24 protein-coding genes and 1 pseudogene are annotated in these 26,244 nt (G+C 61.4%); 16 read left to right on the forward strand and 9 right to left on the reverse strand.

Going from position 1 to position 26,244, the window contains the following annotated elements; all coding sequences use genetic code 11:
• Positions 1–29 precede the first annotated feature (29 nt).
• From HALTADL_RS11250 to HALTADL_RS11265, 4 genes are all read left to right on the forward strand, one after another.
• Positions 30–647 carry a riboflavin synthase gene (locus HALTADL_RS11250; protein WP_089672445.1) on the forward strand — a complete coding sequence of 206 codons (618 nt, stop codon included), beginning with the start codon at positions 30–32 and terminating at the stop codon, positions 645–647.
• A gap of 247 nt (positions 648–894) precedes the next feature.
• The gene (uvrA, locus tag HALTADL_RS11255) at positions 895–3,843 is read left to right on the forward strand and encodes an excinuclease ABC subunit UvrA (RefSeq protein WP_089672443.1); all 2,949 of its coding nucleotides are present in this window, start codon (positions 895–897) and stop codon (positions 3,841–3,843) included.
• Between the two features lie 354 nt (positions 3,844–4,197).
• Entirely contained in the window at positions 4,198–4,401 is a 204-nt protein-coding gene (locus HALTADL_RS11260) for a hypothetical protein (protein ID WP_089672441.1), read from the forward strand.
• Between the two features lie 123 nt (positions 4,402–4,524).
• Entirely contained in the window at positions 4,525–5,610 is a 1,086-nt protein-coding gene (locus tag HALTADL_RS11265; protein WP_089672438.1) for a geranylgeranyl reductase family protein, read from the forward strand.
• A 73-nt stretch (positions 5,611–5,683) separates the two neighbouring features.
• Here HALTADL_RS11265 and HALTADL_RS11270 read toward each other — a convergent pair whose 3' ends face one another.
• The 4 genes from HALTADL_RS11270 to HALTADL_RS11285 form a co-directional block, all read right to left on the reverse strand.
• The gene (locus HALTADL_RS11270; RefSeq protein ID WP_089672436.1) at positions 5,684–7,552 is read right to left on the reverse strand and encodes a PAS domain S-box protein; all 1,869 of its coding nucleotides are present in this window, start codon (positions 7,550–7,552) and stop codon (positions 5,684–5,686) included.
• A gap of 2 nt (positions 7,553–7,554) precedes the next feature.
• Positions 7,555–9,003 carry an ATPase domain-containing protein gene (locus HALTADL_RS11275; protein ID WP_089672434.1) on the reverse strand — a complete coding sequence of 483 codons (1,449 nt, stop codon included), beginning with the start codon at positions 9,001–9,003 and terminating at the stop codon, positions 7,555–7,557.
• Positions 9,004–9,034: 31 nt separating this feature from the next.
• On the reverse strand, positions 9,035–10,144 hold the full coding sequence (ygfZ, locus tag HALTADL_RS11280; protein ID WP_089672431.1) for a CAF17-like 4Fe-4S cluster assembly/insertion protein YgfZ: 1,110 nt from the start codon (positions 10,142–10,144) through the stop codon (positions 9,035–9,037).
• Between the two features lie 311 nt (positions 10,145–10,455).
• Positions 10,456–10,983, reverse strand: coding sequence for a GNAT family N-acetyltransferase (locus tag HALTADL_RS11285; protein ID WP_089672429.1), 528 nt, complete (start codon positions 10,981–10,983; stop codon positions 10,456–10,458).
• Between the two features lie 93 nt (positions 10,984–11,076).
• Here HALTADL_RS11285 and HALTADL_RS17940 point away from each other — a divergent pair.
• Positions 11,077–11,178 (forward strand): annotated as a pseudogene (locus HALTADL_RS17940) (type II toxin-antitoxin system RelE family toxin); the annotation flags it as partial.
• 79 nt (positions 11,179–11,257) lie between these two features.
• Here the strand turns inward: HALTADL_RS17940 and HALTADL_RS11295 are convergent.
• Positions 11,258–11,557, reverse strand: a complete 300-nt coding sequence (locus HALTADL_RS11295) for a DUF6432 family protein (RefSeq protein WP_089672427.1) — start codon at positions 11,555–11,557, stop codon at positions 11,258–11,260.
• A 117-nt stretch (positions 11,558–11,674) separates the two neighbouring features.
• On the opposite strand from HALTADL_RS11295, the gene HALTADL_RS11300 reads away from it, so the two are divergent.
• The 7 genes from HALTADL_RS11300 to hisH all read left to right on the forward strand — a co-directional run bounded on the left by HALTADL_RS11300 (position 11,675) and on the right by hisH (position 17,413).
• Positions 11,675–12,655 (forward strand): DUF7093 family protein, encoded by a 981-nt coding sequence (locus HALTADL_RS11300; RefSeq protein ID WP_089672425.1) that lies wholly within the window; start codon positions 11,675–11,677, stop codon positions 12,653–12,655.
• Between the two features lie 67 nt (positions 12,656–12,722).
• Positions 12,723–13,106 (forward strand): DUF5611 family protein, encoded by a 384-nt coding sequence (locus HALTADL_RS11305; protein WP_089672423.1) that lies wholly within the window; start codon positions 12,723–12,725, stop codon positions 13,104–13,106.
• 106 nt (positions 13,107–13,212) lie between these two features.
• On the forward strand, positions 13,213–14,181 hold the full coding sequence (locus HALTADL_RS11310) for an ROK family protein (protein ID WP_089672421.1): 969 nt from the start codon (positions 13,213–13,215) through the stop codon (positions 14,179–14,181).
• 59 nt (positions 14,182–14,240) lie between these two features.
• Positions 14,241–15,515, forward strand: a complete 1,275-nt coding sequence (locus HALTADL_RS11315) for an LVIVD repeat-containing protein (RefSeq protein WP_089672419.1) — start codon at positions 14,241–14,243, stop codon at positions 15,513–15,515.
• Positions 15,516–15,584: 69 nt separating this feature from the next.
• Complete coding sequence (locus HALTADL_RS11320; protein WP_089672416.1) at positions 15,585–15,911, forward strand: NifU family protein; 327 nt, start codon at positions 15,585–15,587, stop codon at positions 15,909–15,911.
• Between the two features lie 217 nt (positions 15,912–16,128).
• Entirely contained in the window at positions 16,129–16,689 is a 561-nt protein-coding gene (locus HALTADL_RS11325; protein ID WP_218143664.1) for a YqaA family protein, read from the forward strand.
• 70 nt (positions 16,690–16,759) lie between these two features.
• Positions 16,760–17,413 (forward strand): imidazole glycerol phosphate synthase subunit HisH, encoded by a 654-nt coding sequence (gene hisH, locus HALTADL_RS11330; protein ID WP_089672414.1) that lies wholly within the window; start codon positions 16,760–16,762, stop codon positions 17,411–17,413.
• Between the two features lie 43 nt (positions 17,414–17,456).
• Here hisH and npdG read toward each other — a convergent pair whose 3' ends face one another.
• Both npdG and HALTADL_RS11340 read right to left on the reverse strand, forming a co-directional pair.
• Positions 17,457–18,125, reverse strand: coding sequence for an NADPH-dependent F420 reductase (gene npdG, locus HALTADL_RS11335; RefSeq protein ID WP_089672412.1), 669 nt, complete (start codon positions 18,123–18,125; stop codon positions 17,457–17,459).
• Positions 18,126–18,210: 85 nt separating this feature from the next.
• A complete protein-coding gene (locus HALTADL_RS11340; RefSeq protein ID WP_089672410.1) occupies positions 18,211–19,077 on the reverse strand; it encodes a TIGR01548 family HAD-type hydrolase in 867 nt (288 codons plus the stop codon).
• 140 nt (positions 19,078–19,217) lie between these two features.
• Here HALTADL_RS11340 and HALTADL_RS11345 point away from each other — a divergent pair, with 140 nt between their 5' ends.
• On the forward strand, positions 19,218–19,739 hold the full coding sequence (locus tag HALTADL_RS11345) for an archaemetzincin family Zn-dependent metalloprotease (RefSeq protein ID WP_089672408.1): 522 nt from the start codon (positions 19,218–19,220) through the stop codon (positions 19,737–19,739).
• A gap of 235 nt (positions 19,740–19,974) precedes the next feature.
• On the opposite strand, the gene thiD is transcribed toward HALTADL_RS11345, so the two are convergent.
• Positions 19,975–21,360 (reverse strand): bifunctional hydroxymethylpyrimidine kinase/phosphomethylpyrimidine kinase, encoded by a 1,386-nt coding sequence (thiD, locus tag HALTADL_RS11350; RefSeq protein WP_089672406.1) that lies wholly within the window; start codon positions 21,358–21,360, stop codon positions 19,975–19,977.
• A 221-nt stretch (positions 21,361–21,581) separates the two neighbouring features.
• Between thiD and HALTADL_RS11355 the strand changes: the two genes are divergently transcribed.
• From HALTADL_RS11355 to HALTADL_RS11365, 3 genes are all read left to right on the forward strand, one after another.
• Entirely contained in the window at positions 21,582–22,043 is a 462-nt protein-coding gene (locus HALTADL_RS11355) for a DUF6789 family protein (RefSeq protein WP_177171922.1), read from the forward strand.
• 123 nt (positions 22,044–22,166) lie between these two features.
• Positions 22,167–23,966 carry a cbb3-type cytochrome c oxidase subunit I gene (locus tag HALTADL_RS11360; RefSeq protein WP_089672403.1) on the forward strand — a complete coding sequence of 600 codons (1,800 nt, stop codon included), beginning with the start codon at positions 22,167–22,169 and terminating at the stop codon, positions 23,964–23,966.
• Between the two features lie 138 nt (positions 23,967–24,104).
• Positions 24,105–24,875 carry a DUF6517 family protein gene (locus tag HALTADL_RS11365; protein WP_143054137.1) on the forward strand — a complete coding sequence of 257 codons (771 nt, stop codon included), beginning with the start codon at positions 24,105–24,107 and terminating at the stop codon, positions 24,873–24,875.
• Positions 24,876–24,887: 12 nt separating this feature from the next.
• Here HALTADL_RS11365 and aroA read toward each other — a convergent pair whose 3' ends face one another.
• The gene (gene aroA, locus HALTADL_RS11370) at positions 24,888–26,219 is read right to left on the reverse strand and encodes a 3-phosphoshikimate 1-carboxyvinyltransferase (protein ID WP_089672399.1); all 1,332 of its coding nucleotides are present in this window, start codon (positions 26,217–26,219) and stop codon (positions 24,888–24,890) included.
• Positions 26,220–26,244: the final 25 nt, after the last annotated feature.

Consider the following 26,244-nt stretch of genomic DNA (forward strand, 5'->3'; position numbering starts at 1 on the left):
GCTTTTTGTCCGTCCCGCCTCTCTGGGGTATGTTCACGGGAATCGTCGAAACCGCGGGCGAGGTAGTTGCTGTCGAGGACGACGCTGGCGGCCGTCGACTCCGCATCGAGGCAGCTGGCCTCGATGACCTCCATCACGGCCAGTCGATCAGCGTCAGCGGCGTCTGTCTCACCGTCGAGGCCTTCGAGTCGACCACTGCCGACGACTCCTGGTTCGAGGTCTTTCTGGCGGCCGAAACGGTCGACAAAACGTATCTCGGTGAGTTATCGGTCGGGGATAGCGTCAACATCGAGCGTGCCATGCCCGCTGACGGCCGGTTCGACGGCCACGTTGTGCAGGGCCACGTCGACACGGTCACTACCGTCGACGCCATCGAGGAAGTCGGCGACGACTGGCGGTTCACGTTTGAACTCCCAGAGGGGTATGGCCAGTACATCGTCGACAAGGGGTCGATCTGCCTCGATGGAATCTCGCTGACGGTTGCTGCCATCGACCGCGAGGCCGGCACGTTCGATGTGGCGATTATTCCGACGACCTACGAACTCACAACGCTTCAGGAGAAAGCGGTCGGTGATCCAATTCATATTGAGGTCGACGTGATCGCCAAATACGTCGAAAACATGCTCAGTGGCTACCGGGACCGTTAGTCGGTGTATAACGGATAAATAGTCTACTATATTTCGGTCGTGACGCTCTATCGGCTTCCGATTCCAATCAGTGTTTTATAAATCGAATGCGGGTCTCAAGACGTCCACAACACACTCCGAGACGCCGGTACAACGGTACGCGGTGACATGGAACGGGCGGGTTAAGTTCCTCGCCGCCCACCTCTCTGTATGCACTGGGCCATCGTTGACGAACGCGTTTCTTGCGGTCGACTCCGGGACGATCAGCATGAGTAAAGAGTACATAACCGTCCGTGGCGCGGAGGAACACAACCTCAAGGAACTCGACGTCGAGATCCCACGGGAGGCCTTTACGGTCGTCACTGGGCTCTCGGGATCGGGGAAATCCTCACTGGCGTTCGACACGATCTACGCCGAAGGTCAGCGACGGTATATCGAGTCGCTGTCGGCCTACGCCCGGAACTTCCTCGGACAGATGGACAAACCGAAGGTCGAGGCCGTCGAGGGGCTGTCGCCCGCCATCTCCATCGACCAGAAGAACGCCGCCAACAACCCCCGGTCGACGGTCGGCACCGTCACCGAACTCCACGACTATCTCCGCTTGCTGTACGCTCGCATCGGCACGCAGTACGATCCGATCACCGGCGAATCGGTCGGCGAACAGAGCGCCCAAGAGATGGTCCGCCAACTGCTCGATTTCCCCGAGGGAACCCGCGCGATGATCGCCGCGCCGGTCGTCCGTGACCAGAAAGGGGCCTTCGAGGATCTCTTTGACGAACTGGTAGCCGACGGCTACTCAAGAGTCGAGGTCGACGGCGAACAGTACGATCTGACCATCGAGAAACCCGACCTCGACAAGAACTACGACCACACCATCGACGTGATCGTCGACCGCGTCAAACTCACCGCCGAGGCTCGCTCACGGATCACCGACAGCGTCGAGACGGCCTTGGAGAAAGCCGACGGTAGCCTGAAACTACTCATCCCCGATCCGCCCGAAGACGTGTCGATGGGATCGAACTCGCGGTCGACCGGCGACCTCGCGGGCGATGGTGATGACCGACTCGTCGTCGAATTTTCCGAATCGCTTGGCAACCCCAACAGCGACTTTCAGTTCTCCGAAATCGAGACCCGGTCGTTCTCATTTAACAGTCCCCACGGAGCCTGCCCGGAGTGTGAGGGGATCGGCCAAGCCAAGGAGGTCGACGAAGGCCTCGTTATTCAGGACCCGAGCAAACCCCTGAAGAAGGTATTTGAGGCCTGGAGCTACAACCGCTCGTACTACCGAACCCGAATCGATTCAGTGGCGGCACATTTCGATCTGAGCGTCGACACACCGTGGGAAGATATTGACGACGACATTCAGCGGCAGTTCCTCTACGGCACCGACCGCCAAGTGGTCTTCCAGCGAACGACGAAAAACGGCACTCGACGGAAGGAAAAACGGTTTGAGGGCGTCATTCCCAACCTCGAACGCCGCCATGTCGAAACCGAGTCCAAAGGCACCAGAGAACACATCGAGGACTACATGGCCGTCACCGACTGTCCGGCCTGCGGGGGTACCCGGCTCAAAGAGCAGTCACGACACGTCCTCGTTGCTGGCACCTCGATCACCGACGTCAACAAAATGAGCATTGGCGATGCGCGTCGACATTTCGAGGGGCTTGAATCGAACCTCTCGGAGCGCGACCGAACGATTGCGACAGAGATCCTCAAAGAGATTCGTGCCCGACTCGGCTTCATGGAGGAGGTCGGTCTCGAATACCTCACACTCGACCGTGAGGCGGCCACCCTCTCGGGCGGCGAGAGCCAGCGCATTCGGCTGGCCACGCAGGTCGGCTCCGGGCTGGTAGGCGTTCTCTACGTGCTCGACGAGCCCTCGATTGGGCTTCACCAACGCGATAATGACCGCCTACTTAACACGCTTGACGGGTTGCGGGACCTCGGTAATACGCTGATCGTCGTCGAACACGACGAGGAGACGATGCGGCGGGCCGACAATGTGATCGACATGGGTCCTGGCCCCGGCAAGCGCGGTGGCGAAATCGTTGCCCATGGCGAGTTCGACGATATCTGTAACGCCGACGAGTCGATTACAGGTGACTATCTTTCGGGTCGCAAAGAGATCCCGGTCCCCGAGGAGCGCCGCGACTCTGATGGCGAGCTCACGATACGGGGTGCCCGCCAACACAACCTCGCGGATCTCGATGTCTCGATCCCGCTGGGTGTGTTTACGGCCGTGACAGGCGTCTCCGGCTCCGGGAAGTCGACCCTCATGCACGACATCCTTTATAAGTCGCTTGCCCGGCAGATGAACGACAACACGAGCGTCGACCCCGGTGACCACGACTCGCTTGAGGGCCTCGACGAGATCGAAACCGTCCGTCTCATCGACCAAAGCCCAATTGGTCGTACCCCGCGGTCGAACCCCGCGACCTACACCGGCGTTTTCGACTACATTCGGGAGATGTTCGCCGAGACGAAACTCTCGAAACAGCGCGGCTACAAGAAGGGCCGATTCTCGTTCAACGTCAAGGGTGGCCGGTGTGAGTCCTGTGGCGGGCAGGGAACGGTCAAAATCGAGATGAACTTCCTCTCGGACGTGCACGTTCCCTGTGAGGAGTGCGGGGGTTCGCGGTACAACGACGAGACGTTAGACGTGACCTACAAGGACAAGACCATTGCCGACGTGCTGGAGATGGAAGTAGCCGAAGCCTACGACTTCTTCGAGGCCAACTCACAGCTCCGTCGACGCCTGAAACTACTCAAAGACGTTGGCTTGGGCTACATGTCGCTGGGCCAGCCGTCGACCACGCTTTCGGGTGGCGAGGCCCAGCGGGTCAAGCTCGCCGAGGAACTCGGTAAAAAGCAGACCGGCGACACGCTGTATCTCCTCGATGAGCCAACGACCGGCCTCCACAAACATGACGAGCGAAAGTTGATCGAGGTCCTGCAGCGCTTGGTCGACAACGGCAACAGTGTGGTCGTCGTCGAACACGAACTCGACCTCGTCAAAAACGCTGACCACATCGTCGACCTCGGGCCAGAGGGTGGCGAAGGCGGCGGCGAGGTCGTCGCCAGCGGGACGCCCGAGGACGTCGCCCGCACCGAAGCCTCACATACGGGCCGGTATCTCCGGGATTATCTGTCGGCTGTCGACCTCGAAGGTCCACGCTCGGATCGCCGGAAACCTGCCAAAGTCACTAGCGACGACTGAATCACTGAACTCGGTCGACCTGCTAATGCCGTTCGTCCGCCACGGAGCTTTTCTACCACACGTCTCAAATGGGGTGCTATGGCCACCTGTCATCTGGTGATGCGAAACGCTCTCCTCGTCGTCTCGAACGGTGGTGATGGACCGACAGCTGTCTCCCGGCTTCAGGAGTACGGCCTCTGATCAGGGCGATTCGTGGGGCGAAGTCGACATCAACTGGACAGACTCTCTCCGAAGCCAAACACCGCGTGGATTGGTGGTTGTGTGACCTATGTTGCGGTGAGTGGCCACATCTCTACAGTATATTTGAGTGATCAGGTATTTTATGTATGATTGGGGGGAGATTCTCTATAAGTTATGCAACTCCCGCTACTGCAACTTCCCATCGGACCGGAGCTACTGATTATCCTGCTCGTATTTGTTGTTCTCTTGGTCGTACCGGCTGGAATTCTCCTTGTCGTCCTCATCGGCTACTTCCGCCGACAGTCGACGGAGAAATCCGAGTCGACACAGCGGATCGAACAACTCGAACAGCGTGTCGACGAGTTAGAGCGTGACTAACGCCGTCTGCTGTGAATTGTTCAGGCAGTAGCTACTGACTACCAGCGCTGGTGGTCGACTCGAACCGCTGGGCGGCGGGTATAAACTAACAAACTATATGCAAATCGCTCGCCATAGACAGGTATGTACGATTTCGTCGTCGTCGGGGTCGGGCCTGCCGGTGGGCGGTTCGCTCGCCGGGCAGCCGAATCCGGCTTCGATGTTCTCGCCCTCGAAAAGGGTACGGTCGGCACACCGTTGGCCTGCTCGGGCCACGTCAGCACCGATATCTGGAACTACGTTCCCGATTCCGCCCGCGAGGACCTCTTCCAGAATCGGATCTACGGTGCGAACTTCTACACTGGTGGCCCGGACACCGCTTCCCATCGATTTTATAAAACCGAGGAGGTCTCGAACGTCGTCGACCGCGTCGCACTCGACCGCACGCTGGCCGACTGCGCCCGCCGAGCCGGTGCCGATGTTCGGGAAGGCCATACTGTTACCGGCATCGAAGAGCATCCGGATCGCGTCACCGTCACCGCGAGCGTCGCTGGCGAGAAGGGCACCCAAACGTTCGAAGCTCGGATGGTCGCTGGCTGTGATGGCCCTGTCTCGCGGGTCCGACAGGCCGTCGACCTCCCCGAGCCGGGCGAGAAAATCCACGGCGTCCTCGCGTTTACCGACGAGGTCGACCACTCGGATCACGTCGACGTCCACCTCACCGTCCCGCGGTTTTTTGCGTGGCGTATCCCGCGCGGCGAGGCGGGCGTCGAGTACGGACTGGCCGCGCCGCCGGGCGGTGATGTCAACGACCGTTTCCAACTCTTGACCGACGCCTACGGCGTCGAAACCGACCGCTTCTGTTCGGGAGCGATTCCGATTGGCCCGCCGGACTCAGTGACGACCGACCGCGTGTTCCTGATTGGGGATGCGGCCGGCCAGACCAAACCGTTCACTGGAGGTGGCATTCTGTACGGGATGACTGCTGCCGACTGCGCGGCTCGGCATATCCGGCCCGACCGTCCTGAATCGCTTGGGATCTACGAGTCGGCGTGGCGCGAGACGTTGTCGACCGAGATCCAAATGGGCCATCTCATCCGCCGGGCCTACTCGCTTCCCAAGCCAGTCCAGCGAGTCGGGCTCGGCGCGCTCGCCGGCGAAATCGGCGTTCATATGGACAAACCCTCGTCGTTCTTCTCCAAATCACATCTCAAACGGCTGTTCTCCTGAGTTCGGGTGTGTCGCTTGGCTCCTCGGTTTCGTCTCGGCTCTTGTCCCGACCATCGGTCGACGTCGTAGGCTGTCAGGTGGTGTTGTCTTTCGACTCGGCGGCCGTGACTGCCGGCAATCGAACCGTGATTCGGCTTCCCTGTGGGTCGACGGCCTCGTAGTCGAGTTCGCCGCCCGCACTGTCGATGGCCCACCGGACGAGCCACAGCCCGATGCCGATGGCGTGGTCGGTCGGCGTCTCGGTTGTATCGGTGAACGCCTGCTGTTCGGCCGCCGGGATTCCGGGACCGTCGTCGGTGATCCGAATTCGGAGTTCAGTGTCGACCTCCGAGACGGTAACGCTGACCTGTGGAGCGTCCTGATCCGAGTGGAGCGCTGCGTTCGACAGCAGTTCGGTCAGTGCGAACGTGACTGCGGCTTTCGACTGGACCCGCGCCGTCTCGGGGACGGTATGCTCGAAGACAGCGGCTGGATACGTCTCGGAAACCTCCCTGAGACAGTCCGAAAGGATTGCCGCGAGCTCTATGGTGGTTGTCGACTCGGCATCGGTCTCGATTGCCGCCCGGAACCGTCTGGTTTTGTCGCTCAGCTCCAACAGCTCCTCGGCAGTCTCACAGATCTTCCCCGCATGAATCGGGACTGCCTCGGTGTTGGCACCCTCTGTGAGCGTTTGAGCGTGGCCCAACACCACGTTGAGCCGGTTTCTGAGGTTGTGTCGGAGCACGCGGTCGAGCACTGCAAGCTGGTTCTGCTGGGATCGGGTGGCGGTCACATCCCGTTGGAAGCCCAAGAAATGGGTTAGCTCGCCGTCCTGATGGACCGGCGAGATGTCGAGGGCGTTGTGCCACTCGGTGCCGTCGGTATACTGATTGAGGAGTTCGACCGAGACCGCCTCCCCGTTGTCGACCGCCTGCCGGATTTCGGCGATAGTGTCGGGATTGGTCCGTGGCGATTGGGGGAACCGTGGATTCCGACCGAGAACCTCCTCGCTGTCAAGTCCGGTCAGTCGTTCGAACTCTTCGTTGACGTAGACCAGCGGATTGTCGGCTTGTCTGGCGTCCGTGATCGTAATGCCGACAGTCGCCCCGTCCATCGCTTTTCGGTAGAGCCGGAGCTGATCTTCTCGCTCGTTGCGCTCGGTCATATCCCGACAGATGAGCTGGACCGAATCGCCAGTGAGACCGACGGCCGTCGAAGCCGCTTCGATCTCGACCGCCCGCCCGTCGACGGCGAGTTCGAACTCGACGAACTCGGGGGCGGTACCCGAGACGGTCTCGCTTTGCTCGGTGACCGCAAGCAGGTCGGCCGCGGTCGACCGGTCGCCGGCGGCGATATAGTCGAGAAACGCGCTCCCGAGCAGGGTCGACTCGCTGGCACCGAACAGACATTCGGCCGCGGTGTTGACGTATTTGATCGTCCCCTCGGAGACGACGAGGACGGCCTCCGGAAGCAGTTCCAACAGCTCCCGATGGTGGGTGTTCGAACTGGCCAGCTGTTTGGATTGCTGACGCATCTTCAACGACGTCCGCAGCCGTCGCCGGAGCTGGGACTTCCGAACCGGTGTCGTGATCACATCCGTCACAAGCGGCTGATATTTGTCCGGGACGGTCGTCGACTCCCCGGCGGCGCTCGTCGCCGTGGGTCGACCCGTCGTTATCAACAGACAGGGCAACGTAATCGGTTGGGCATCCGTGCTTCGTTCGAGGAGCCGGTCACCGACCGCGTTCAGCGTCGACTGGTCGATCAGACAGAGATCAAACGGCGCGGTGACGAGTTCCTCGGGGGTGGTTGTCGAGACCGTCACCCCCTCAACCGAGCCGAGCCAGTCGACGAGGAGTTCGCGGTCCCGGTCGCCCCGAACCGAACAGACCACATGCAGCGGTGTCGACGCCGCTGTATCGATCCAGTCGACTGCCTGTAGTGTGGAGGGCTGGTCAGTCATTGTTACATCCTGTCGATCATCTCCGGGCTTCCCGACAGAATGCCACGAAGCCCAGTGAGTTTCTCACCAATCTGAATGCCGTCGGCAGTGATCTCGAAGGACCGCAGGCTTCGCTCGAAATCACTGGCTCGCTTTTTCAAGACGCCCACGGCCTTTTTGAGCTCACTGTCGACTTCGAGATAGCGGAGCATGATGACGTTGTCCGCGAGATAGCTGATCTGGTGGCTCGTCACCTCGGTGTTGCCCGTGATGTTCGAGACATCGTCGAGCAGGACCGTCGTCACCCCCATGTTTTTGAGGTAGCGACACAGCGAGTGGAGTTCGGTGACGATATCGTCATCGTCGCTCCGCATCGAGAGCCGGTAGCCCGAGATGCCGTCGATCATCACGAACTGTGTCCCGTGGGTTTCGACTTCCTCTCTGACCGCGTGTGCGAACTCGTCGGGCGAAATCGTGACCGGCTCGACGGCTTCGATGGCGAGTGTGCCGTCGGCTGCCCGCTCGTCGACCGGCATCCCGATTCCCGAACAGCGATGTCGAAACGTCCCCGTCGACTCCTCGAACAGGTAGACTGCTGCCCGCTCGCCGCGGGTGGCCGATTCGACCGCGAAACTAGTGCCGGTCGTCGTCTTGCCGACGCCGGTCGAGCCACTCAGAACCGTCACGGTCCCGCGTTCGATGCCGCCGTTGAGCAACGAATCGAGCCCCACTACGCCCGATGATACCGTTTCGGGCACGAACTCCCGTTCGTACTCGCCGGGCACGAGTTTCGGATAGACGACCATCCCTGTGTCGGTGATTCGCACGGTATGTCGACCGCTCTGAAACGACGAGCCACGGAGTTTGGTGATTTGGACCGTCCGGCCTTTCGGCCCGAATTCGAGTTCGAGTGTGCCGTCGACCAGAAACTGCAGTTCGTCGTCGGGCATCTCGCTTGTCGGCTGGGTGGTAAACAGCACGGTGCCACCGACATCGGTCAGCTGTTCCAGCATCGAGATAAGCTGTTGGCGGAACTGGTAGCGGTCGGCAGTCAGTGCCTCCATCCGGTTGACCGAATCCAGCACGATCCGATCCGGCTGGAGTCGGTCGACCGTCTCGCTGATCGTCTCGGTGAGCGTCCCGACTTCAACCTCGTCCGGCTCGAAAATGCTGTAGGGCCGTGTATCCGAAAACAGCTCACCGCTGGGCGTGAGATCCAGAAACTCGACTCCTGAGACGTCAAAGACGAGTCGCGCCGCGTTCTCGATGATGTTCTCGGGCGGCTCCTCGAAGCTGAGATAGAGCGCTGTCTCGTCGTTTTCGATCCCTGCCAGCAGATACTGGAGTCCGAGAATCGTCTTGCCCGTGCCCGGCCCCCCACGAACGAGATAGGACCGCTCGGGGAGCACGCCACCCGCGAGGATCGAATCTAGCCCGGAGACGCCGAGGGAGAGTCGAGGGTCCATCGTCATTGGCTCACATTGACCACGAACCCGTATTAACCTACCCCTGATCTGTCTTATCAGTATCCGGATACTGCGGGCACCGGAGGGAGTCTGCGCTCCCTGAAACAACGGGCAGACTAACGCCCGCTGCGTCGACCAATTTCTCGTTCGTCTGGACGGTGACTGTATCAAGGGGTGTCTCGAAGCTCACAAACGCCAGCGCGATTGGCTCGTCGAGCGACGGGCTTTCGATGGCGCGGGTTATCTCGCCGACCTCCTCGCCGTCGACCGACACTGTCGCTCCGGTCTCGACTACCTCCGCAGTCCGAAGACCCACCAGTCTCGAACTCGGCTGGCCACGGTTTTCGACCTTCGAGACGAGTTCCTGACCCACGTAACAGCCCTTGTCGAAGTCGAGTGCATGTCGGAGGCCGACGGTGTTCGGGATCTGCCCGTCGAGTTCCGAGTCGAACAGCGGGGTGCCGGCTTCGAGAGTCAGCGACTCCCACGTTCGGTAGCCGAACTGGGTGGCGTTGAGCCCGCGGGTCAGCAGGGTGTCGTAGACGTTCGGCGCTTCGGCGGCCTCGCAGATGACTTCGTAGCCGTCCTCACCGGTGGGGTTGTCGCTGGCGATCACGGTCACCCCGGAGTCGGCCATCGAGCCGCGCTCGAAGGTGAGTTCGGGCTCGGGTGCGCCCGCATGATTGAGTACGGAGGCGACTTTTTCCGTGGCGATGGGACCGTGAACGCCGAAGACGCCGAACTGGTCGGAGACGTCCTCGATGTCGACGTCCTGAATGAAGACTTTCGACTGCCAGTCCTCAACCAGTGGCTCGGCTTCGGCTGGCGGCGTAAACAGCAGGAGCTTCTCACCGGCATTATAAATGTAGAGATCCGACTGGATCGCGCCCTGTGGGTCCAAGAGGAGTGCGTAGCAGCCGTTGCCATTTTCAGCGGGGACGCGGTTGGAGACGATGTTGTCGACGTATTCGATGCGGTCGTCGCCGGTGATCGAGACGATGCCGTACCCCATTTCGATGATTCCGACCCCGTTTCGCACGGCCTTGTGAGCGACTTCGGGGCGGCCGTAGTGGTCGACGACCTCGCGGCCGCTGCGGGTGGTGAACGTCGCCCCGAGATCGGTGTGCTGGCCTCCGACAAGTGTCATTGTGAGGTCAATGGCCCGATACAGTAAAACAGCGACGCCTCACGATGTGGTCGACTGTTAGTGTGCTATTCTTGACGACCGTCTGCTCACCGGATTTAAATCTGATATTCGGTCGACAGCCGCGATGCAGTCGACACGCCATCCCCCAGACGACTAGCGTCAAGGCACTGGCCCAGTGCGGCTATCGACGGCCACACCGCAGTCCAGGACGCCCGTACCAGATTAGCCCACGCAATCTCCGCCGAATGCGGTGTTAAAATTCCCTCCACACCCTCGCTGCAGCGCTTGGCTGTCTAAGCGATAGGAGCCAGTCAGTCCGTCAGTTCCAACCGCATCTCCACGTGTGGGATGCCAGCCTCTTCAAAAGGCTCGCCGACGACCCCGTAGCCTTGTCGATGATAAAACTCTTCGACACGCCGCTGGGCATGGAGAATGCACTTATCCAGCCCACGTTCGCGCGCAATCGTCTCGCAGACCGCCATCAGCCGCTCACCCCAGCCAGCACCGCGATCCGAGGCCCTGACGGCAATGCGCTCGCATTTGAGCGCGCCATCAGCACGCCGCACCCGTGCGGTTCCAATCGGCCGCCCCTCGTCGACCAGCAGCACGTGCTCGGCGACGGTCTCGTACTCGTCCCACTCGATGGCCACGTCAACGCCCTGTTCATCCACGAAGATTGCATAGCGAATCGCAGCGATAGTTGCCAGTGACCCGACCCCACCGTCGGTCGGTGTGCCACCGACTCGGTCTGCGGCCCCGTCGATACCGCCCTCGGCAACCGCCTTCGACCGGTCGACCACGGCTGTCGACGGGGCGACGATTCGAACGATGACTGTCATTGGGTTCGGATCTGTTGGCTGGCGACTCGAAGCTATCTATTCGGCGGCTCCATCGTGTTCAGGGATCGACCACGCGAATCATAGCTGTCAGCTGTCGGTGAGTTCCGCCGTTCGGTGAGATTCCTACGAGACGACAAGCGGCTTGTCGTCGCGCGCATCAAGCGACGGGGCGGCGCGTACACTGCTGACGACTAGCTGCTTGTGAGTGGCCGCTATCGTCTCCATCTTACACACGTTTCCGTATAGAAGAGCTCCGTGGGACCCGATTCCGGATCTACAACCCAAGCCGATCCCGAAGCACGTCGACCAGCGTCTGGTCTTCCTCGTCGGGCGTCGGGTCAGTGGCGATCACGTGGTCGGCGGGCTGGATGCGGATCGTCTCGCCCTGCTTGTCGACCGAAATGAGGTTGTCGCTTTTTAAGGTCGACAGCGCGGTTTCGATCTGATCGATGTCGCGGTCGACGACCGCCCGTAGTTCGAGTACGGTCATTCCCTCGTCGGCGCGGTCGACGAGCGCATCGAGGATGTCGACCTCGACGGTCGGTCGGTCCCGATACTCGGGCTTTGCTCCCATGGCCATACCTAACAACCTGTATTGATTTACGTGTACCGGCGTGGGGCCGTTGACAGCGTCAGACGGATGGCGGACAGAGGGAGTAGCTTTTAGTCGAGTAAATCGATATGTCGTCCAATGGGACTCCGGTGTCTGCTCAGCCACGATTTTGGCGAGCCCGAACTCGAACGCGAACGCGAAGAACAGGGAAACGAAGTGGTCATCACGGTCAACGAGGTCAAAACGTGCTCTCGGTGTGGTGAACGGCGGACGATCAGCGAAAACACCGAGGTCACCTCGATGGAACAGCTCACTGCCACGGCGACCGACAACGGCGGCGCGCCCGACGCCGGGGCACCCACGCAGGAGCCTGTCGGTGGCTCGCCACAGGCCGAGCCAACGCCGGCCACGGAGTCGACGGGAACCGAGGACATCGGCGTCACCATCGACGACTCCGTGACCGACGACGCCGAAGTGCTCACTGACACCAGCGACGACGGCGACGACAACGACAGCAACGGCGAACCGGAGGATCTCGGAACCGCAACGACAGCCAACATGACCGTCGACGATGTCGAGTCGGCTGCGGCCGAGCAGGCCAGCGCGGTTGAGCCTGACGACGACGTGGCGTCTGACGACGAACTGGACTCGGCTGAGGACGACGGTGTTATTCTGGATGCTGATGACGAAGACGACGAGGAACCAGTCGACCGCGAACCGGGTGAGTGGCCCGAATACGAGTCCAATGATGAGGGTGATGGTGAGGCTCCATGGCCCGACGTGGAGGGCGACGACGAAGGCTACTCGGCCGAGGAGCCAGCCGAGGAGCCGGAGGATATGACGTTCGGCGGCGGCTTCACCCCGGAGATCACCAAATCCGAGTCGGGGTCGGTTGCCGACGCGGGCGAGGCTGTCGAGGCCGCTGGTGAGAATCCGGAGCTTTCGTTTACCCGTGCCGAGGAGGCCTCCGTCGAGTTCGAACCAACCGTCGACGACATCGAAACGGAGTTCTACTGCCCCGAGTGCGGCTTAGCGCGTCGCTCCGGGAACTCCTCGATGCGGGCTGGCGACATCTGTCCGGACTGCAAGCGCGGCTATATCTCCGAGCGGCAGACCTAATCTTCTAGCTATATATCAGATCTAAACGACGAAACAGGTAAACCGCCGCCTCGCCAATCAGCGCCCGATGAAGGAGTACAAGATGCGTCGCGGCGAGCATCTCGACGACCGCGTCCCCGACCTCAAGTCGACGATTGAATCGTACTTTGGTCCCGTCACCGGTACCACAGAAGAAGATGGCCACGAACTGTACGTCATCGGTGAACCGGACAACGCCGTGTTCGACCAGATTCTCGCTGGCGCGGCCGAGTACAGCAGCAAGAAAGACCAACTCGTGGTTCATTTCGAGGAACGACCGGCCGAGGAGGTTATCGCCGCCGGCGAGGCTGACGCCGCCGCCGAGGCCGTCTCGCTGAAAAACGAGTTCCTGCTTGAGGCGACCGGACGCGACGCGAAATCCCGTCGCAAGTCGATGAAACGCACCGTCGAGGACGACACCCCCGACTACTAAGCCTGTTTTCTCGGGTTCTTACCTTATCACCGACCACCGTGAGAAGTATCGGCAGAGGTGAGCCAAAACGTCTTAATTAAGTGCCACGGCACTCCCCACACAGGTGATGGCCTACTACGTGGGCGTCGACCTCGGGGCAACGAACGTGCGAGCGGTCGTCGCAGACGGATCAGCGACGATCCTCGGCTCTGCCCGTGGCTCGACGCCGCGCGGACCGACTGGCATTGCGGTCACCGAAGCGATCCTCGATCTCATCCGCGAAGCCTGCGTCGAGGCGGGCGTCGACCCCGTAGCGGCGACTGCCTGTGGGATCGGCTCGATTGGCCCACTGGATCTCGCCGCCGGTGCGGTCGAAGATCCAGCCAATCTTCCGGATGTAATCGAGCGAATCCCGCTTACTGGCCCGATCTCGAAGCTCCTCGATACTGACGAGATACATCTTCACAACGACACGATTGCGGGTGTGATCGGCGAGCGGTTCCACTCCGAGCGCAACCCCGACGACATGGTCTATCTCACGATGTCGTCGGGCATCGGCGCGGGCGTCTGTGTCGACGGCCACGTTATCGCTGGCTGGGACGGCAACGCCGGCGAGGTCGGCCACCTGACGCTCGATCCACAGGGGATCATGACCTGCGGCTGTGGCCACGACGGCCACTGGGAGGCCTACTGCTCGGGCAACAACATCCCGCGCTATGCCCGCCGGCTCCACGATGAGGACCCCATCGACACCGCCCTCCCGCTGGAAGACCCCGACTTCTCTGCGGTCGACGTCTTCGATCACGCCGGCTCCGACACGTTCGCCGACCACGTCATTGAGCAGGTCACTCACTGGAACGCGATGGGCGTGGCGAACATCGTCCACGCCTACGCCCCGCTGGTGATCAGCGTCGGCGGCGCGGTCGCACTCAACAACCCCGAGAAGGTGGTCGACCCGCTTCGCGAACGCCTCGACGAGATGGTGATGTCGAACATCCCTGAAGTCAGGCTGACCGATCTCGGCGATGACGTCGTCGTCAAGGGGGCTGTCGCCAGCGCGCTGACAGACGGAACGGGCGACCGCTCGCGGCTGTAGGGTTTCCTTTCGTTCGACGGCTCACATCCTTTATTCGCTTCGACCGCTTTGCCACCGGTATGCATCGACGCGAGGCGCTGGGACTCGGGGCGGTCGGACTCCTCGGCTCCGGCGTCGTCTACGGTGTCGCCACCCGTTCGGACGACGAAAGCGGGCCGACCAACCCCTACGAACCGCTCGGCTCGGTCGACATCGATGGCACCGCCGAGGTCGTGACGAGCGACGACGGGCGTACCGCCTACGTGGCAACGACTTCCGGCTACGCGACAGTCGACATCTCCGACCCCGAGAATCCAACCGTTCTCGCTGACATCCGCGACCCGCTTTCCGACCTGTCCGGTGGACCACTTCGGGATATTTTGGATGTCGATCTCTCGGGCGACCGACTGCTGGTCGCCGGACCTGCCCACGACCACGACGCAGACCTGCAGGCTGTCCTGCTCGTCGACGTTTCGGATCCGGCCGATCCGACCCGACTCGGTGTTTTCGAGACGGACTCCCACATTCACAACGTCTTTCTCGACGGTGACTATGCCTATCTCTGCGGCAACGACATGGCTCGCAACCCGCTTGTCATCGTCGACGTCACCGATCCAACCGACCTACGCGAGGTGGCCCGCTGGTCGATTCTCGACGCCCGTCCCGACTGGGAGCCGGTCGCGCCAATCTTGCGGTATCTCCACGACGTCTGGGTTCACGATGGGCTGGCGGTGTTGCCCTACTGGGACGCCGGGACGTGGCTGGTCGACGTCTCCGAGCCAACGCAGCCAACGTTGCTGAGCCGAATTGGTCCACACGAACCCGCCGACCTCGGGGGGCTCGCGAACAGTGGGGTCGCCACCGAACAGCAAACGCTCCCGGGCAACGCCCACTACGGGTCGACCGATCCGACCAACTCGGTGCTGGCGCTCGGCCGCGAGGCGTGGGCGGTCGACACCGACGGCGAGCAGGGCGGTCCCGGAGGAATCGAACTGTACGATATTAGCGAGTCGACCGCGCCCCAGCAGCTCGCGGCCATCGAGCCGCCCGAGACGCCGGATGCGACGTTCGATGGGACGTGGACCTCCGCCCACAACTTCGAGCTGTCGACCGACCGGCTTTACAGTTCGTGGTATCAGGGCGGGGTGATGATCCACGACATCACTGATCCCGCCGATCCCAGCCGGATTGCGGCGTGGCGCGACCCCGAGCGACTCAGCTTCTGGACCGCCCGGCAGGCGCTCGACGGCGAGAGCGTCGTCGCCAGTAGCATGGGCCGCCACGGGAGTTCGCCGGGGCTCTGGATCTTTCCGGACCGGGCCGGTCGACAGCCGGACCGACCACCGCTGGAGTAGCATGATCGTTTGTTACTGACTCGCATTTCAACCACAACTTACCCATACCTGCGGCCCAAAGGGTAGATAATGACTGACGAGAGCCTCAAATCACGAGTCGAGACGTGGATGGTCAAACAGATGCCGATCATCCAGATGCACGGCGGCACGAGCGTCGTCCGTGAGGCCGACGCCGAAAGCGGACAGGTCGTCGTCGAACTCGGCGGCACCTGCTCGGGTTGTGGGATTTCGAACGTGACTGCCCAGAACATCAAGCGAGATATGTTCATGGAGTTCGAGGAAATCGAAAACGTCGAAGTCAAAGTTCCCTCGACCGGCGATACCGGTGCTGATACGGTCGAAGGCGGCCGCGGCGGCGATCTGCAGTACTCCAACGAATCGGCCGGTCACTTCTGAGTCGACGCTCTCTCTCGCTGGTTTCAGTATCGTTACAGTCGGGTTCGTCTATCTCTTCGCGGTCGACGTCGTCCAGTCCGGTCGCCAGTGTGCATCGGTATGTTCATGATGATCAGTTAGCGTGGTACTAACAATAGCTGATGTCGATGTTGAATACACCTATCGTGTTGCCGTCGACCAGTGTCAGGCCGTCGACTCCCATGCGTAGTGAGTACAAATGAGCCTGCAAACACCGTTTCTCACGGATGTGACGCCGCTTTTCACCCTCGCCGGCGGGATCGAAACGCTCGTCGAGTCGGCGACCGGCTGGCCCGGGATGGGAATTATTTTCGTCTACTCGTTTCTGATTGCGTTCATCCTCCCCGGCCCGAGCGAGGTCGTCCTCGTCGCGCCGATTGATCTCGGCTTTAGCCCGGTGACACAGCTCGCCAGCATCATGCTCGTGAGCGCGACCGGGAAGGCCGCCGGGAGTGTCTTTGCGTTCCACATCGGCCAAGAGGTCAAACAGTCGGGACCGATTGTGCGGTGGCTCCGCAACTCGCGGTGGAACATCTTGGCGTGGTCCGAAAAACAGTCGGTCACACTCGCCCGTCAGTACGGCTACGCCGGGCTGGCGATGGCGCTCTCGGTGCCGTTTTTCCCCGATACCATTTCGATCTACGCGTTTTCGATCCTCGAAAAGGACTACCTGAAGTTCGCCATTGCGACGTTCATCGGGAGTCTGGGTCGACTGCTCGTCACGGTCGGTATTTTCGGCGGTGTCTCGGCGATTATCTGAGTTCCTCCCATCGGCGTTCGCATACTGCGCGAACGGAAAACCACTTGCACCTCGCCGCGAGAGTGTCTGTATGAGCACGACCCCACCCGAGCAGACGGCCGCCGAGGTTGTCGTCGTCGACTACGGCCTCGGCAACCTCCGTAGCGTCACCCGCGGCCTCGAACGCGCCGGCGCGGGCGTCACCATCTCCGAGGACCCCGACACCTTCGCCGATGCCGACGGTATCGTTCTCCCCGGCGTCGGCGCGTTCCGCGAGGGGATGGACAACGCCGGCCCCTACCGCAAAGCCCTCGCCGAGGCCGCCGACCGCGGCCAGCCCATCTTCGGGATCTGTCTCGGCATGCAGATGCTCCTTGGATCGAGTGAGGAAGCCGAACACGCCGGTGAGGGCGACGTCGAGGGCCTGAACTTCATTCCCGGCACGAACGTTCGGTTCGACGTCGACCGGAAAGTCCCACACATGGGCTGGAACGAACTCGACGTGCAGCGAGACCACCCGCTTGTTGAGGGCGTCGACGGCGAGTACGCCTATTTCGTTCACTCGTATTACGCTGACCCCGACGATGACCACGCAGTCGTCGCCACCACCGACTACGGCGTCGACTTCCCTGCGGTGATCGCCAACGACGAGGGAACCGTCTTCGGCACTCAGTTCCATCCCGAAAAGAGCGGTGAGACCGGCCTGCAGATTCTGCGGAACTTCGTCGACCTCTGTGCTGAATAGCTGTCTTCGTTTATAAATAGCCGCCGAGTAATTTTAAATCCGCTTAGTCGAACCGAACGCCCAGATCGTGCAGGCCGTCGTTGTTCATCGCGACGTTGATCAACAGCGGCGTGACCGCCTCGATCTCAGCGGCGTTTGCGATGCCACCTGCATCCAGTGCCCGAAGTCCATCGATATCCTCGGCCAGCGATTCGACCGTCGATTTTGCAGATTCGTCGTCACCGATCACCAGCGTGTCGATCCCCAACTCGGCGTCCAGATCGGTCAGTCGACCGGCCGCGAGGTTGTGGAACGCACCGACCACCGGGATACCCTCAGGGGCCGCCTCGACCGCGATCTTCGTCACACTGCCCGCGCCGGGCTTGTGGTAGTGGAACCCCTCGTCGTCGCGTTTCATCCCTGTCGCTGGCGTGATGAGGATGTCACCCTCGTGGAGAGATCCCTCAACGGCCTCGATGGTGTCGGCGATGTGGTAGGCCGGGACCGCGAGGACAATTATGTCGGCGCGGTCGGCGGCCATCCCGTTTTCAAAGCCCGTGATCTTGGTGTCGACGCCCCGATCCTCGATTTTGGCCTCGTACTCGTTGGCCTTCGAGCGTGCCTTTTCAGGGTCTCGGGAGCCGATTACGATGTCGTGGTTGCTGTGGAACGCCCACCGCAGGGCGAGTCCTTCACCGATATCGCCAGTGCCGCCAAGGAGTGCGATTCGCATGCCACATAGTGGGCGCTATCCCCGCCTAAGCGTTGTGTGTTCGGCCAACGCTCCCGGTATCGATGACAGCGTCAGTAGTCCGTCTCTAATTTAAATAGTCCGGTAGATCGTTGATCGACTCCAGTACGCCCGTAGCCCCGGCGTCGACGAACTTCTCGCGGCCCACGTCGCCGGTCAGCCCGCCAGTGAGAACGCCGATTCCTTTATATGAGATTTTGCTGTCTGCAGCCGCCGCGTTGGTCGCTGTCTCGATATCATCCAGCGTGTCGCCAACGAAGACGACCGATTCAGAATCGAATCGGTCTACGAGTGTCATGAGTGCGTAGGGGTGGGGTTTGCCCTCCTCCCAGTTATCCATCGTGAACCGGTGGTTATCGTCGACCTCCAAGCCAACACGATCCAAGGCAATCGTCGCCTCGGCGGCCGGTCGACCCGTTACCACGCCGACATTGTAGCTGTCGGTCAGTGTGTCCAGCGTCTTGGGGTCGACCAACACTGGCTCGTCGTGAATGTAGCCCGCCGTCTCGAACGGTGGCTCGCCGCCTTCGAGCTCTCGGAACAGCTCGCTCCCGAGATACAGTGCCTGAAACACCGTTCGGAGCTGGTCTGGATCCCACTGCTCGATGACCTCCTCGAAGGTCGCATTCGGGATTTCGGCCGCCAGCTCGGCCTCTGCGCCCTCCAGCCCGCCGCCGTGGGCAGCGATGCCATCGGTAAACGTCGCAATGTCGCTCTCGAAGCCAGCCTGCTGTGCGAGTACGTAGAGGGCGACCGCGTCGGTCACCAGCCAGTCGTTGTTGAAGCCGCCGGCGTCTTTGAACGCCTGTAAGGCCTCGCGGTCGACCGTTTCGCCGTACACGCGGTCGACGCTGTCGACGATGGCCTGCCGGTAGGAGTCGGCCACGTCGACCAGTACACCGTCGATGTCGAGTACGACCGTATCTACGTCCATTAACCGAACTGAACCGGCGGACTGAAAAAAACGTACCGAGATACGGCAGTGGTCACTGCGTGCCATATCTCTTCACAATCGGCGGACGGAACGCAGTCGGTGGCGTGAGACTTAATAACAACCCCTTCATAACGCCCTTCATGCTTGTCGACATCGTGCCGATTGGGGATGTCCCCGCCCAGGTCAAGCGGGAGTCATCGGCTAGCCTCCGGTCGGTCTATGGCTGTGATGTGACCGTCCATGACAGCCAGCCGATCCCCGACGGCGCGTTCGATCCCAACCGGGATCAACACCGCGCAGAGGATCTGATCGAACTGGTTAGCCGCGTGGGATCGGGTGACAAAAACATCGGCATCACCGCCGAAGATCTCTACTACCGCCGCCGCAACTACGTGTTCGGGCTGGCCTATCTCAACGGCAACGGCTCTGTGATCTCTACGTACCGCCTTCAGACCTCCTCCGACGGCGGCATCACCTCCAAACCCGAAACCGAAGTGTTCGCCGACCGCGTCCGCAAAGAGGTCGTCCACGAAATCGGTCACACCCTCGGCCTCGAACACTGTGACAACTCCAAATGCGTCATGAGCTTCTCACCGACCGTCCGGGAGGTCGACGTCAAAGAGGAGAACCTCTGTGGCTCCTGTAGTCGACTGGTTCGTTGAGATTTACTGTTGAAGAAGATGAAACTGACCACTTCTCAGCTGATTTCACCCTGCTATACTTAGAGTCTGAGTCTGTCACCAGCATCCGCGCGAGCAGGGCGAGCGCGGTTCTCCGAGGGCGAGACCAGAGGCCGAGCCCTCGGCCTTTTTCATCGAAGTTTTTGCGCCGAGCGGTTCGCCTCTGGCGAACCCGAGGCGGAAAAAGTTCGGCGCTCGCAGTCTTGTAGTACCCTGTTCACTCCGTAATCAGTGCCTCGTACAGCGTCAGCGTTCGCTCGATCAACGTCTCGGAATCGGTCCCAAACAGCACCACGCCGGGCTGTCGACCCTCGCTACCCCGGTCGATCACCGCCGCTGGCGGTTTGTTGTCCGGCAGGCTCTCGCTGTCGATACTGACGACCGGAGCCGTGTGGTCGACGCGCTCGACGGCGTCGCTTTCCACGTCGGCAGTCTCGCTTTCGACGACCGGGCCGTCGACTGCCGACAGCGCGGTTTCGACACCGGCGTCGAACCGGCAGTTGACCGCAAACCGGAGTTCGGGGAACGTCTCGCGGGCCGCCAGCAGCTGGTTGGCAAGCCCAATCGAGCCACCCGAGCGAACCCCCGCAGTCGGCCGAATTCCGCTTCGTGTTCGGCAGATTCGGCCGTCGACACCGACGACCTCTGCTGGGGTTTCGGCGTACCGCGTCGCGCCGACAACGCCCATGCCGATGTCGGGAACGAGTGTTTCGACCTTGCGGTCGACCAGCCGGGCGACAACCGCCTCGACTGCGTCGCTGACCGCCACGCGGTCGGCGCGCTCCCGGAGGTCGACGAGATGGTGGACCGATCCCGGCCCGGAGCCGACATCGATCCCGTAGCGTACTGCGCGCTCCATGAACGCCACGCCACCGGCGACCGCCGTCGAGAGCGACTCACCGCGGGCGAGGCGGGCTGCAATCGCACTCGACAGCGTGCAGCCCGAGCCGTGGGTCGCGGCGGTCTCGATCCGGGGATGACTGAACTGTTCGGTTCGTGGCTCCCCATCGGCCTCCGCGACGACGAGGGTGTCGACCACGTCGTCGCCATCCAAATGGCCACCTTTGACGAGCGCGGCGTCGGCCCCTTGGTCGACCAGTTCGCGGCCAGCCTGCTCGGCAGCTTTCGCGTCATCAATCTCGGTCTCAGTGAGAATCTCGGCCTCGTCGACGTTCGGCGTGACCAGCGTCGACTGCTTGATGAGATCGGCGTAGGCTGCCTCCGCATCCTCGCTGAGCAGTCGGTCGCCCGTCGCGGCGACCATCACGGGGTCGACGACGAGTGGTCTCTCGTAGCGGTTGAGACAGTCGACGACCGTTTCGATCACTGGTGCGGTCGCCAACATCCCAGTCTTGATCGCTTGCACGCGGAAATCCTCCACGACCGCGTCGTACTGGGCTTCGATATGATCGGTCGGCAGCACGTTCACGTCGTGGACGCCCGTCGTGTTCTGGGCTGTCGTCGCCGTGATGACTGAGGTCCCGAAGGCGTCGTGAGCCTCCATCGTCTTCAGGTCGGCCTGGATTCCCGCGCCGCCGCCCGAATCGCTGCCGGCGATTGTCAGTGCGACCGGAGGCGACACCGGCGCATACTGGCGCGTCATTGATTTGGCCCTCCGAACCGACCTGCTCGACTTCGATCACCAGTAGTCATAGCTGCATATTGTTGCTTGGTCGGTTAATTTGTACTGACTGATTCGCCAGCCGTCGCCAGCAGTCGACATGGAATGTGAGCACCCGTCGTGGACAGTACAGCAATCCGACGCAAACCGAGTTTTATGTCGACTGCCACTCTGATAGGGACAATGGCTATCGGTGAGTCGACGTGAACCGGATCGCAGGTGGGATACTTGGTGGTGCGACGGGAATATCGGTGATGTCGCTGGTGTTTCTCATGTTGGAGGTCGAGACCAGAGAACAGGTCCAAGCCTTCGACGCGGTCGCCCGCTACGTCGGGATGCCCGGCAACACCTTCATCGGTTTCGTCATTTTCGCGTTCGTCGGCACCGTCATCTGGCCGCTGTTGTTCGTCGCCATCGAGCCCTCGATGCCGTTCGACGACCCGCCATCCAACGGAATGATTCTGGGATCGGTACTCTGGATCGCGTTTTTTGTCCTCGGTCGCGGCGACATCAGCGGTCCACTGCTGGCGGTGTTCGCCGGCTTCACGCTGCTGGCGCACCTCGCCTACGGCTTCCTGCTGGGGGCGTTCTATAACCGCTTTGGTGACTCCGTGGGGTCGACACCCAATCGAGCCCAAGAGCCCGACGTCGACGGCAATCCCTAATCAGTCGCACATCGAATCTATCCCGTCGACTGACATTCCTGACAACTATCAAACACTTCTAACACCCCCGAGACTGTAGCGGTGTGATATGTGTTTGCCGCTCCGGGGGCGTGATCGTCCGTGATGTTCAATCTCGCGTTTCTCGCCGTTGTGACCGTTAGTTTCGTCGGTGGCATGGTGTTACTGGCTTGGCGTGCCAGTGGCTCATCGGACGCCAAGCAACTCGTTTCAGACGGTGGATTTTCGGCGTTTCTGCCGGGCAAACAGACCGGGTTTGCACACAAACCGGACGGGTTGTTTCGCTGGCTGACGACCGTCGACCACAAAGATATCGGGATTCTCTACATTATCTTCGGCACCGCCGCCGGGCTCTGGGGGGCGACCGACGGGATGATGATTCGGGCCGAGCTGTTTACCCCCGCGTTGAGCATCTGGGATGCAAGCACCTACAACGCGGTGTTTACGATGCACGGGCTGACGATGCTGTTTTTCTTCGTTACGCCGGTATTTTTCGGTCTCGCCAACTACTTCATCCCGATTCTGCTGGAGGCCGAAGATATGGCGTTCCCCCGAATCAATGCCATCGCCTTCTGGCTCCTTCCGGCAGCGTTTCTGTTAGCCCGTGCGGGGTTGATTACCGAGGTGTTGGGGAAGATGCTGTTGGGGTTCGGCATCGATTTCCCCGTGTTACTGGCCCTTGAGCCGCCGGCTAGCGGCTGGACGATGTACGTCCCGCTGTCGATCCAACTCGACAACCCCCAGATGGATCTGTTGCTGCTGGGCTTGCACCTCAGCGGGCTGGCTACCGTGATGGGCGCGATCAACATCGTCGTCACCATCTTCACCATGCGTGGCCGGAACGTGACGTGGTCGAACCTCGATATCTTCTCGTGGACGCTGCTCACCACCAGCGGGATCGTCATTTTCGCGTTCCCGCTGCTCGGTAGTGCCCTCCTGATGTTGCTGGCCGACCGCAACTTCGGGACGGCGTTCTTTACTGCCGATGGTGGCGCGATCCTCTGGCAACACCTGTTTTGGTTCTTCGGCCACCCCGAAGTCTATATCCTCGTCCTGCCGGCGTTCGGGCTGGTGAGTTACATCTTACCCAAGTTCGCCGGTCGACGCCTGTTTGGCTTCAAATTCATCGTCTACTCCACGTTGGCAATCGGGGTGCTGTCGTTCGGCGTCTGGGCCCACCACATGTTTGCTACCGGGATCGATCCCCGACTCCGGGCGTCGTTTATGGCGATCTCGATTGCGATTGCGGTCCCCTCGGCGGTCAAAACGTTCAACTGGATCACCACGCTGTGGGGTGGCTCGATCCGGCTCACCGCGCCGATGATCCTTTGTATCGGCGGTGTCGGCACGTTCATCATCGGCGGCGTGACCGGAATTTTCCTTGCCTCGATCCCGGTCGACCTCGTGCTCCACGACACCTACTACGTCGTCGGCCACTTCCATTTCATCGTCGTCGGCGTCATCACCTTCATGGCGTTTGCGGCGGGTTACTTCTGGTTCCCGCTGTTTACGGGACGGATGTATGACCGGCGGGCGGCGAAGGTCCACGCCTATCTCACCATCGTCGGCGTGTTTACGACGTTTACGCCGATGTTGGCGCTCGGCTATCTGGGACTGCCGCGCCGCCGGGCCGCCTATCCCGCCGAGTTCGAGGTGCTCCAGCAGCTGTCGACGTTCGGTGCGGTGTTGCTAATCATCGGCATCGGCATCTGGGCGATAAACATGTTCCAGTCGCTCCGTGTGGGGCCGAAAGTCACTGACGCCGATGTCTGGAATCTCAAGGAGACCAACCAGTTCTCTACCGAATGGCAGTGGTTTGAACAGCGACTCGCCGACAAACGGGAGGATACGTCGGCTGTCGACACCGACAGTGGGGCTTCGACTGGCGAGAAACAGGTCGACTGAGGCTGCTCCCTCGTTCCGTTTTTTGCACTGACCAGCGCTCTGGTAGTTGATGGTCAAATATACTACCGATAGTACACCGTTGGTCTTGGCTCCCAGAGACACCAAGCATATATCAGTACAGCATTTTGGTATCATGAAATGAATCGTAGAGATATGCTTTCGGGCACTGCAGTTGCCGGGCTTGTCGGGCTATCGGGCTGTCTCAGTGGCGTTCTGGGCAGCGTCACCAGTTTGGAGTCGACACCGGCGGGCGTGAGCCAGTCGGCACTGGAGTCGACCGGATACGAAGCGGTTGGCATCGAGGAGCTAGTCACCGAGAGAACGGTCGAAGCCGCCGGGCAGTCGGAGACGTTCGCGGTCACGAGCTATCTGAGCCAGTACGAGAAACAGGTTGGTATCGAGGGGCTCGCCGAAACGGCGACCGCAACGTTCGCGGTGCTTTCGACGCCGAAAATCGAACTTGCCGGGGAAACGCTGAACCCAATCGGTGAGATGTCGAGCCGTGAGGTGGTCGACCTCATCGGAGAGAACTACGACAGTATCGACGGGATCGAACACGACAGCGATCAAGAGATCACGATTCTGGAGCAGTCGGTTATACAGTCGCGGTTCGTTGCCGAGGCTACCTTCGCTGGCCTGCCACTGGATCTCGATATGTACGTCACGAAAGCCGTCGAACGGGGAGACGACTTTTTAGTCGCCGTCGGTGTCTATCCGCGCCAGTTCCGAACTATCGAAGCCGCCGCCACGCGTGAACTCACCGAATCGATCACTCCTGAGGCTGCCGCCGAGTCGACTGAATCCGAGTCGACCGATGGTGATTCGGGCGACAACGAAACAGCCGACAGCGACAACGAGTCGACCGAAAACAGTTCCGACGGACTCGATCTCACCGGCCGGCTACAGTAACGCTCGGCTGGGTCACTCCGTTCGGTCGACGCTCCCACCCAGATCGGCCAGCAGGTCGAAAAACGTCGGGAACGAGACGTCGACGTGGTCGCCCCCGGTTACTGTCGTGGTTCCATCAGCGACCAGCCCCGCGACCGCCAGCGACATGATGATTCGGTGGTCGTGGTAGCCCTCGACAGTTGCACCCGAGAGCGTCGACTCACTGCCGTGGATTGTCAACACATCGTGTTCTTCGGTCACTTCGACGCCCATTTTTGTCAACTCGGTTGCCATCGCGCTCACCCGGTCGGTCTCCTTGTAGCGGACGTGTTCGCAGTTCTCGATGACGGTATCGCCCTCGGCGACCGCGCCGAGCACCGCAATCGTCGGCAGTAGGTCTGGTGTGTCGCCGACGTCGACCGTCGTCCCGGTGAGATCGGATTGGGCGACGGTGATCTCGCCTACCTCTCGGTCCCAGTCGATGTCGGCGTCCATCGCATCGAGGATGTCGACAATCGCGCTGTCGCCTTGCGCACTTGGATAGGCTCCCTCGACGACGACCGATTCGCCGTCGGCGGCGGCGATAGCCCCCGCCGCCAGCAGGTAGGACATCGACGAGAAGTCCCCTGGAACGTGGTACTCGCCACCTTCGGGGCTGTACTGCTGGCCACCCGCAACGACAAAGCCCTCCGCGCCTGCGGAGCGAACGCCACCCTCGCCGGTCGCGCCGACCGGTTCGGCGGTGACGCCGAAATCCTCCAAGACTTCGAGGGTGATGTCGACGTAGGGGGCTGATTTGAGGTCGGTCGTCAGATTGAGTTCGATTCCCTCGTCGGAAACTGCGCCGGCCATGAGGAGTGCCGAGATGTATTGGGAGGAGACGTCACCGGGGATGTCGACCTGCCCGCCGGAAAGCGGTCCTTCGATGACGAGTGGCGCTTGGCCGTTGTGTCGACTGCTCTTGGCTTCGACGCCGAGGGCGTCGAGAGCCTCCAGCAGCGGCCCCTGTGGTCGCGAGCGAAGCGAGTCGTCGCCGGTCAGTACCGTGATCCCGTCGGCAAGCGCGGCCGCGGCAGTGACGAGTCGCATCGTCGTCCCGCTGTTGGCACAGTCGATCACGTTGTCAGGAACCTCGGGCGTTCCGTCGAACCCCGTGATTTCGAGGCTTGCTTCGCTGTGGTCGACGCTCCCGCCGAACCCTTCGACCGCGCGCATCGTCGCTCGGGGGTCGGCGCTGTCGAGTGGGTCGTAGACGGTCGCGCCGTCGCTGTAGCCGGCGGCCAAAATCGCACGGTGGGTGTAGCTTTTCGATGGCGGTGCGCGGGCGGTGCCCGCAACTCTCGATGCCGAGATGTGAACGTCCATACACCGACGTACCCGTCGAGGGGTA

The sequence above is a fragment of the Halohasta litchfieldiae genome, assembly GCF_002788215.1.
GTDB classification, from domain to species: domain Archaea; phylum Halobacteriota; class Halobacteria; order Halobacteriales; family Haloferacaceae; genus Halohasta; species Halohasta litchfieldiae.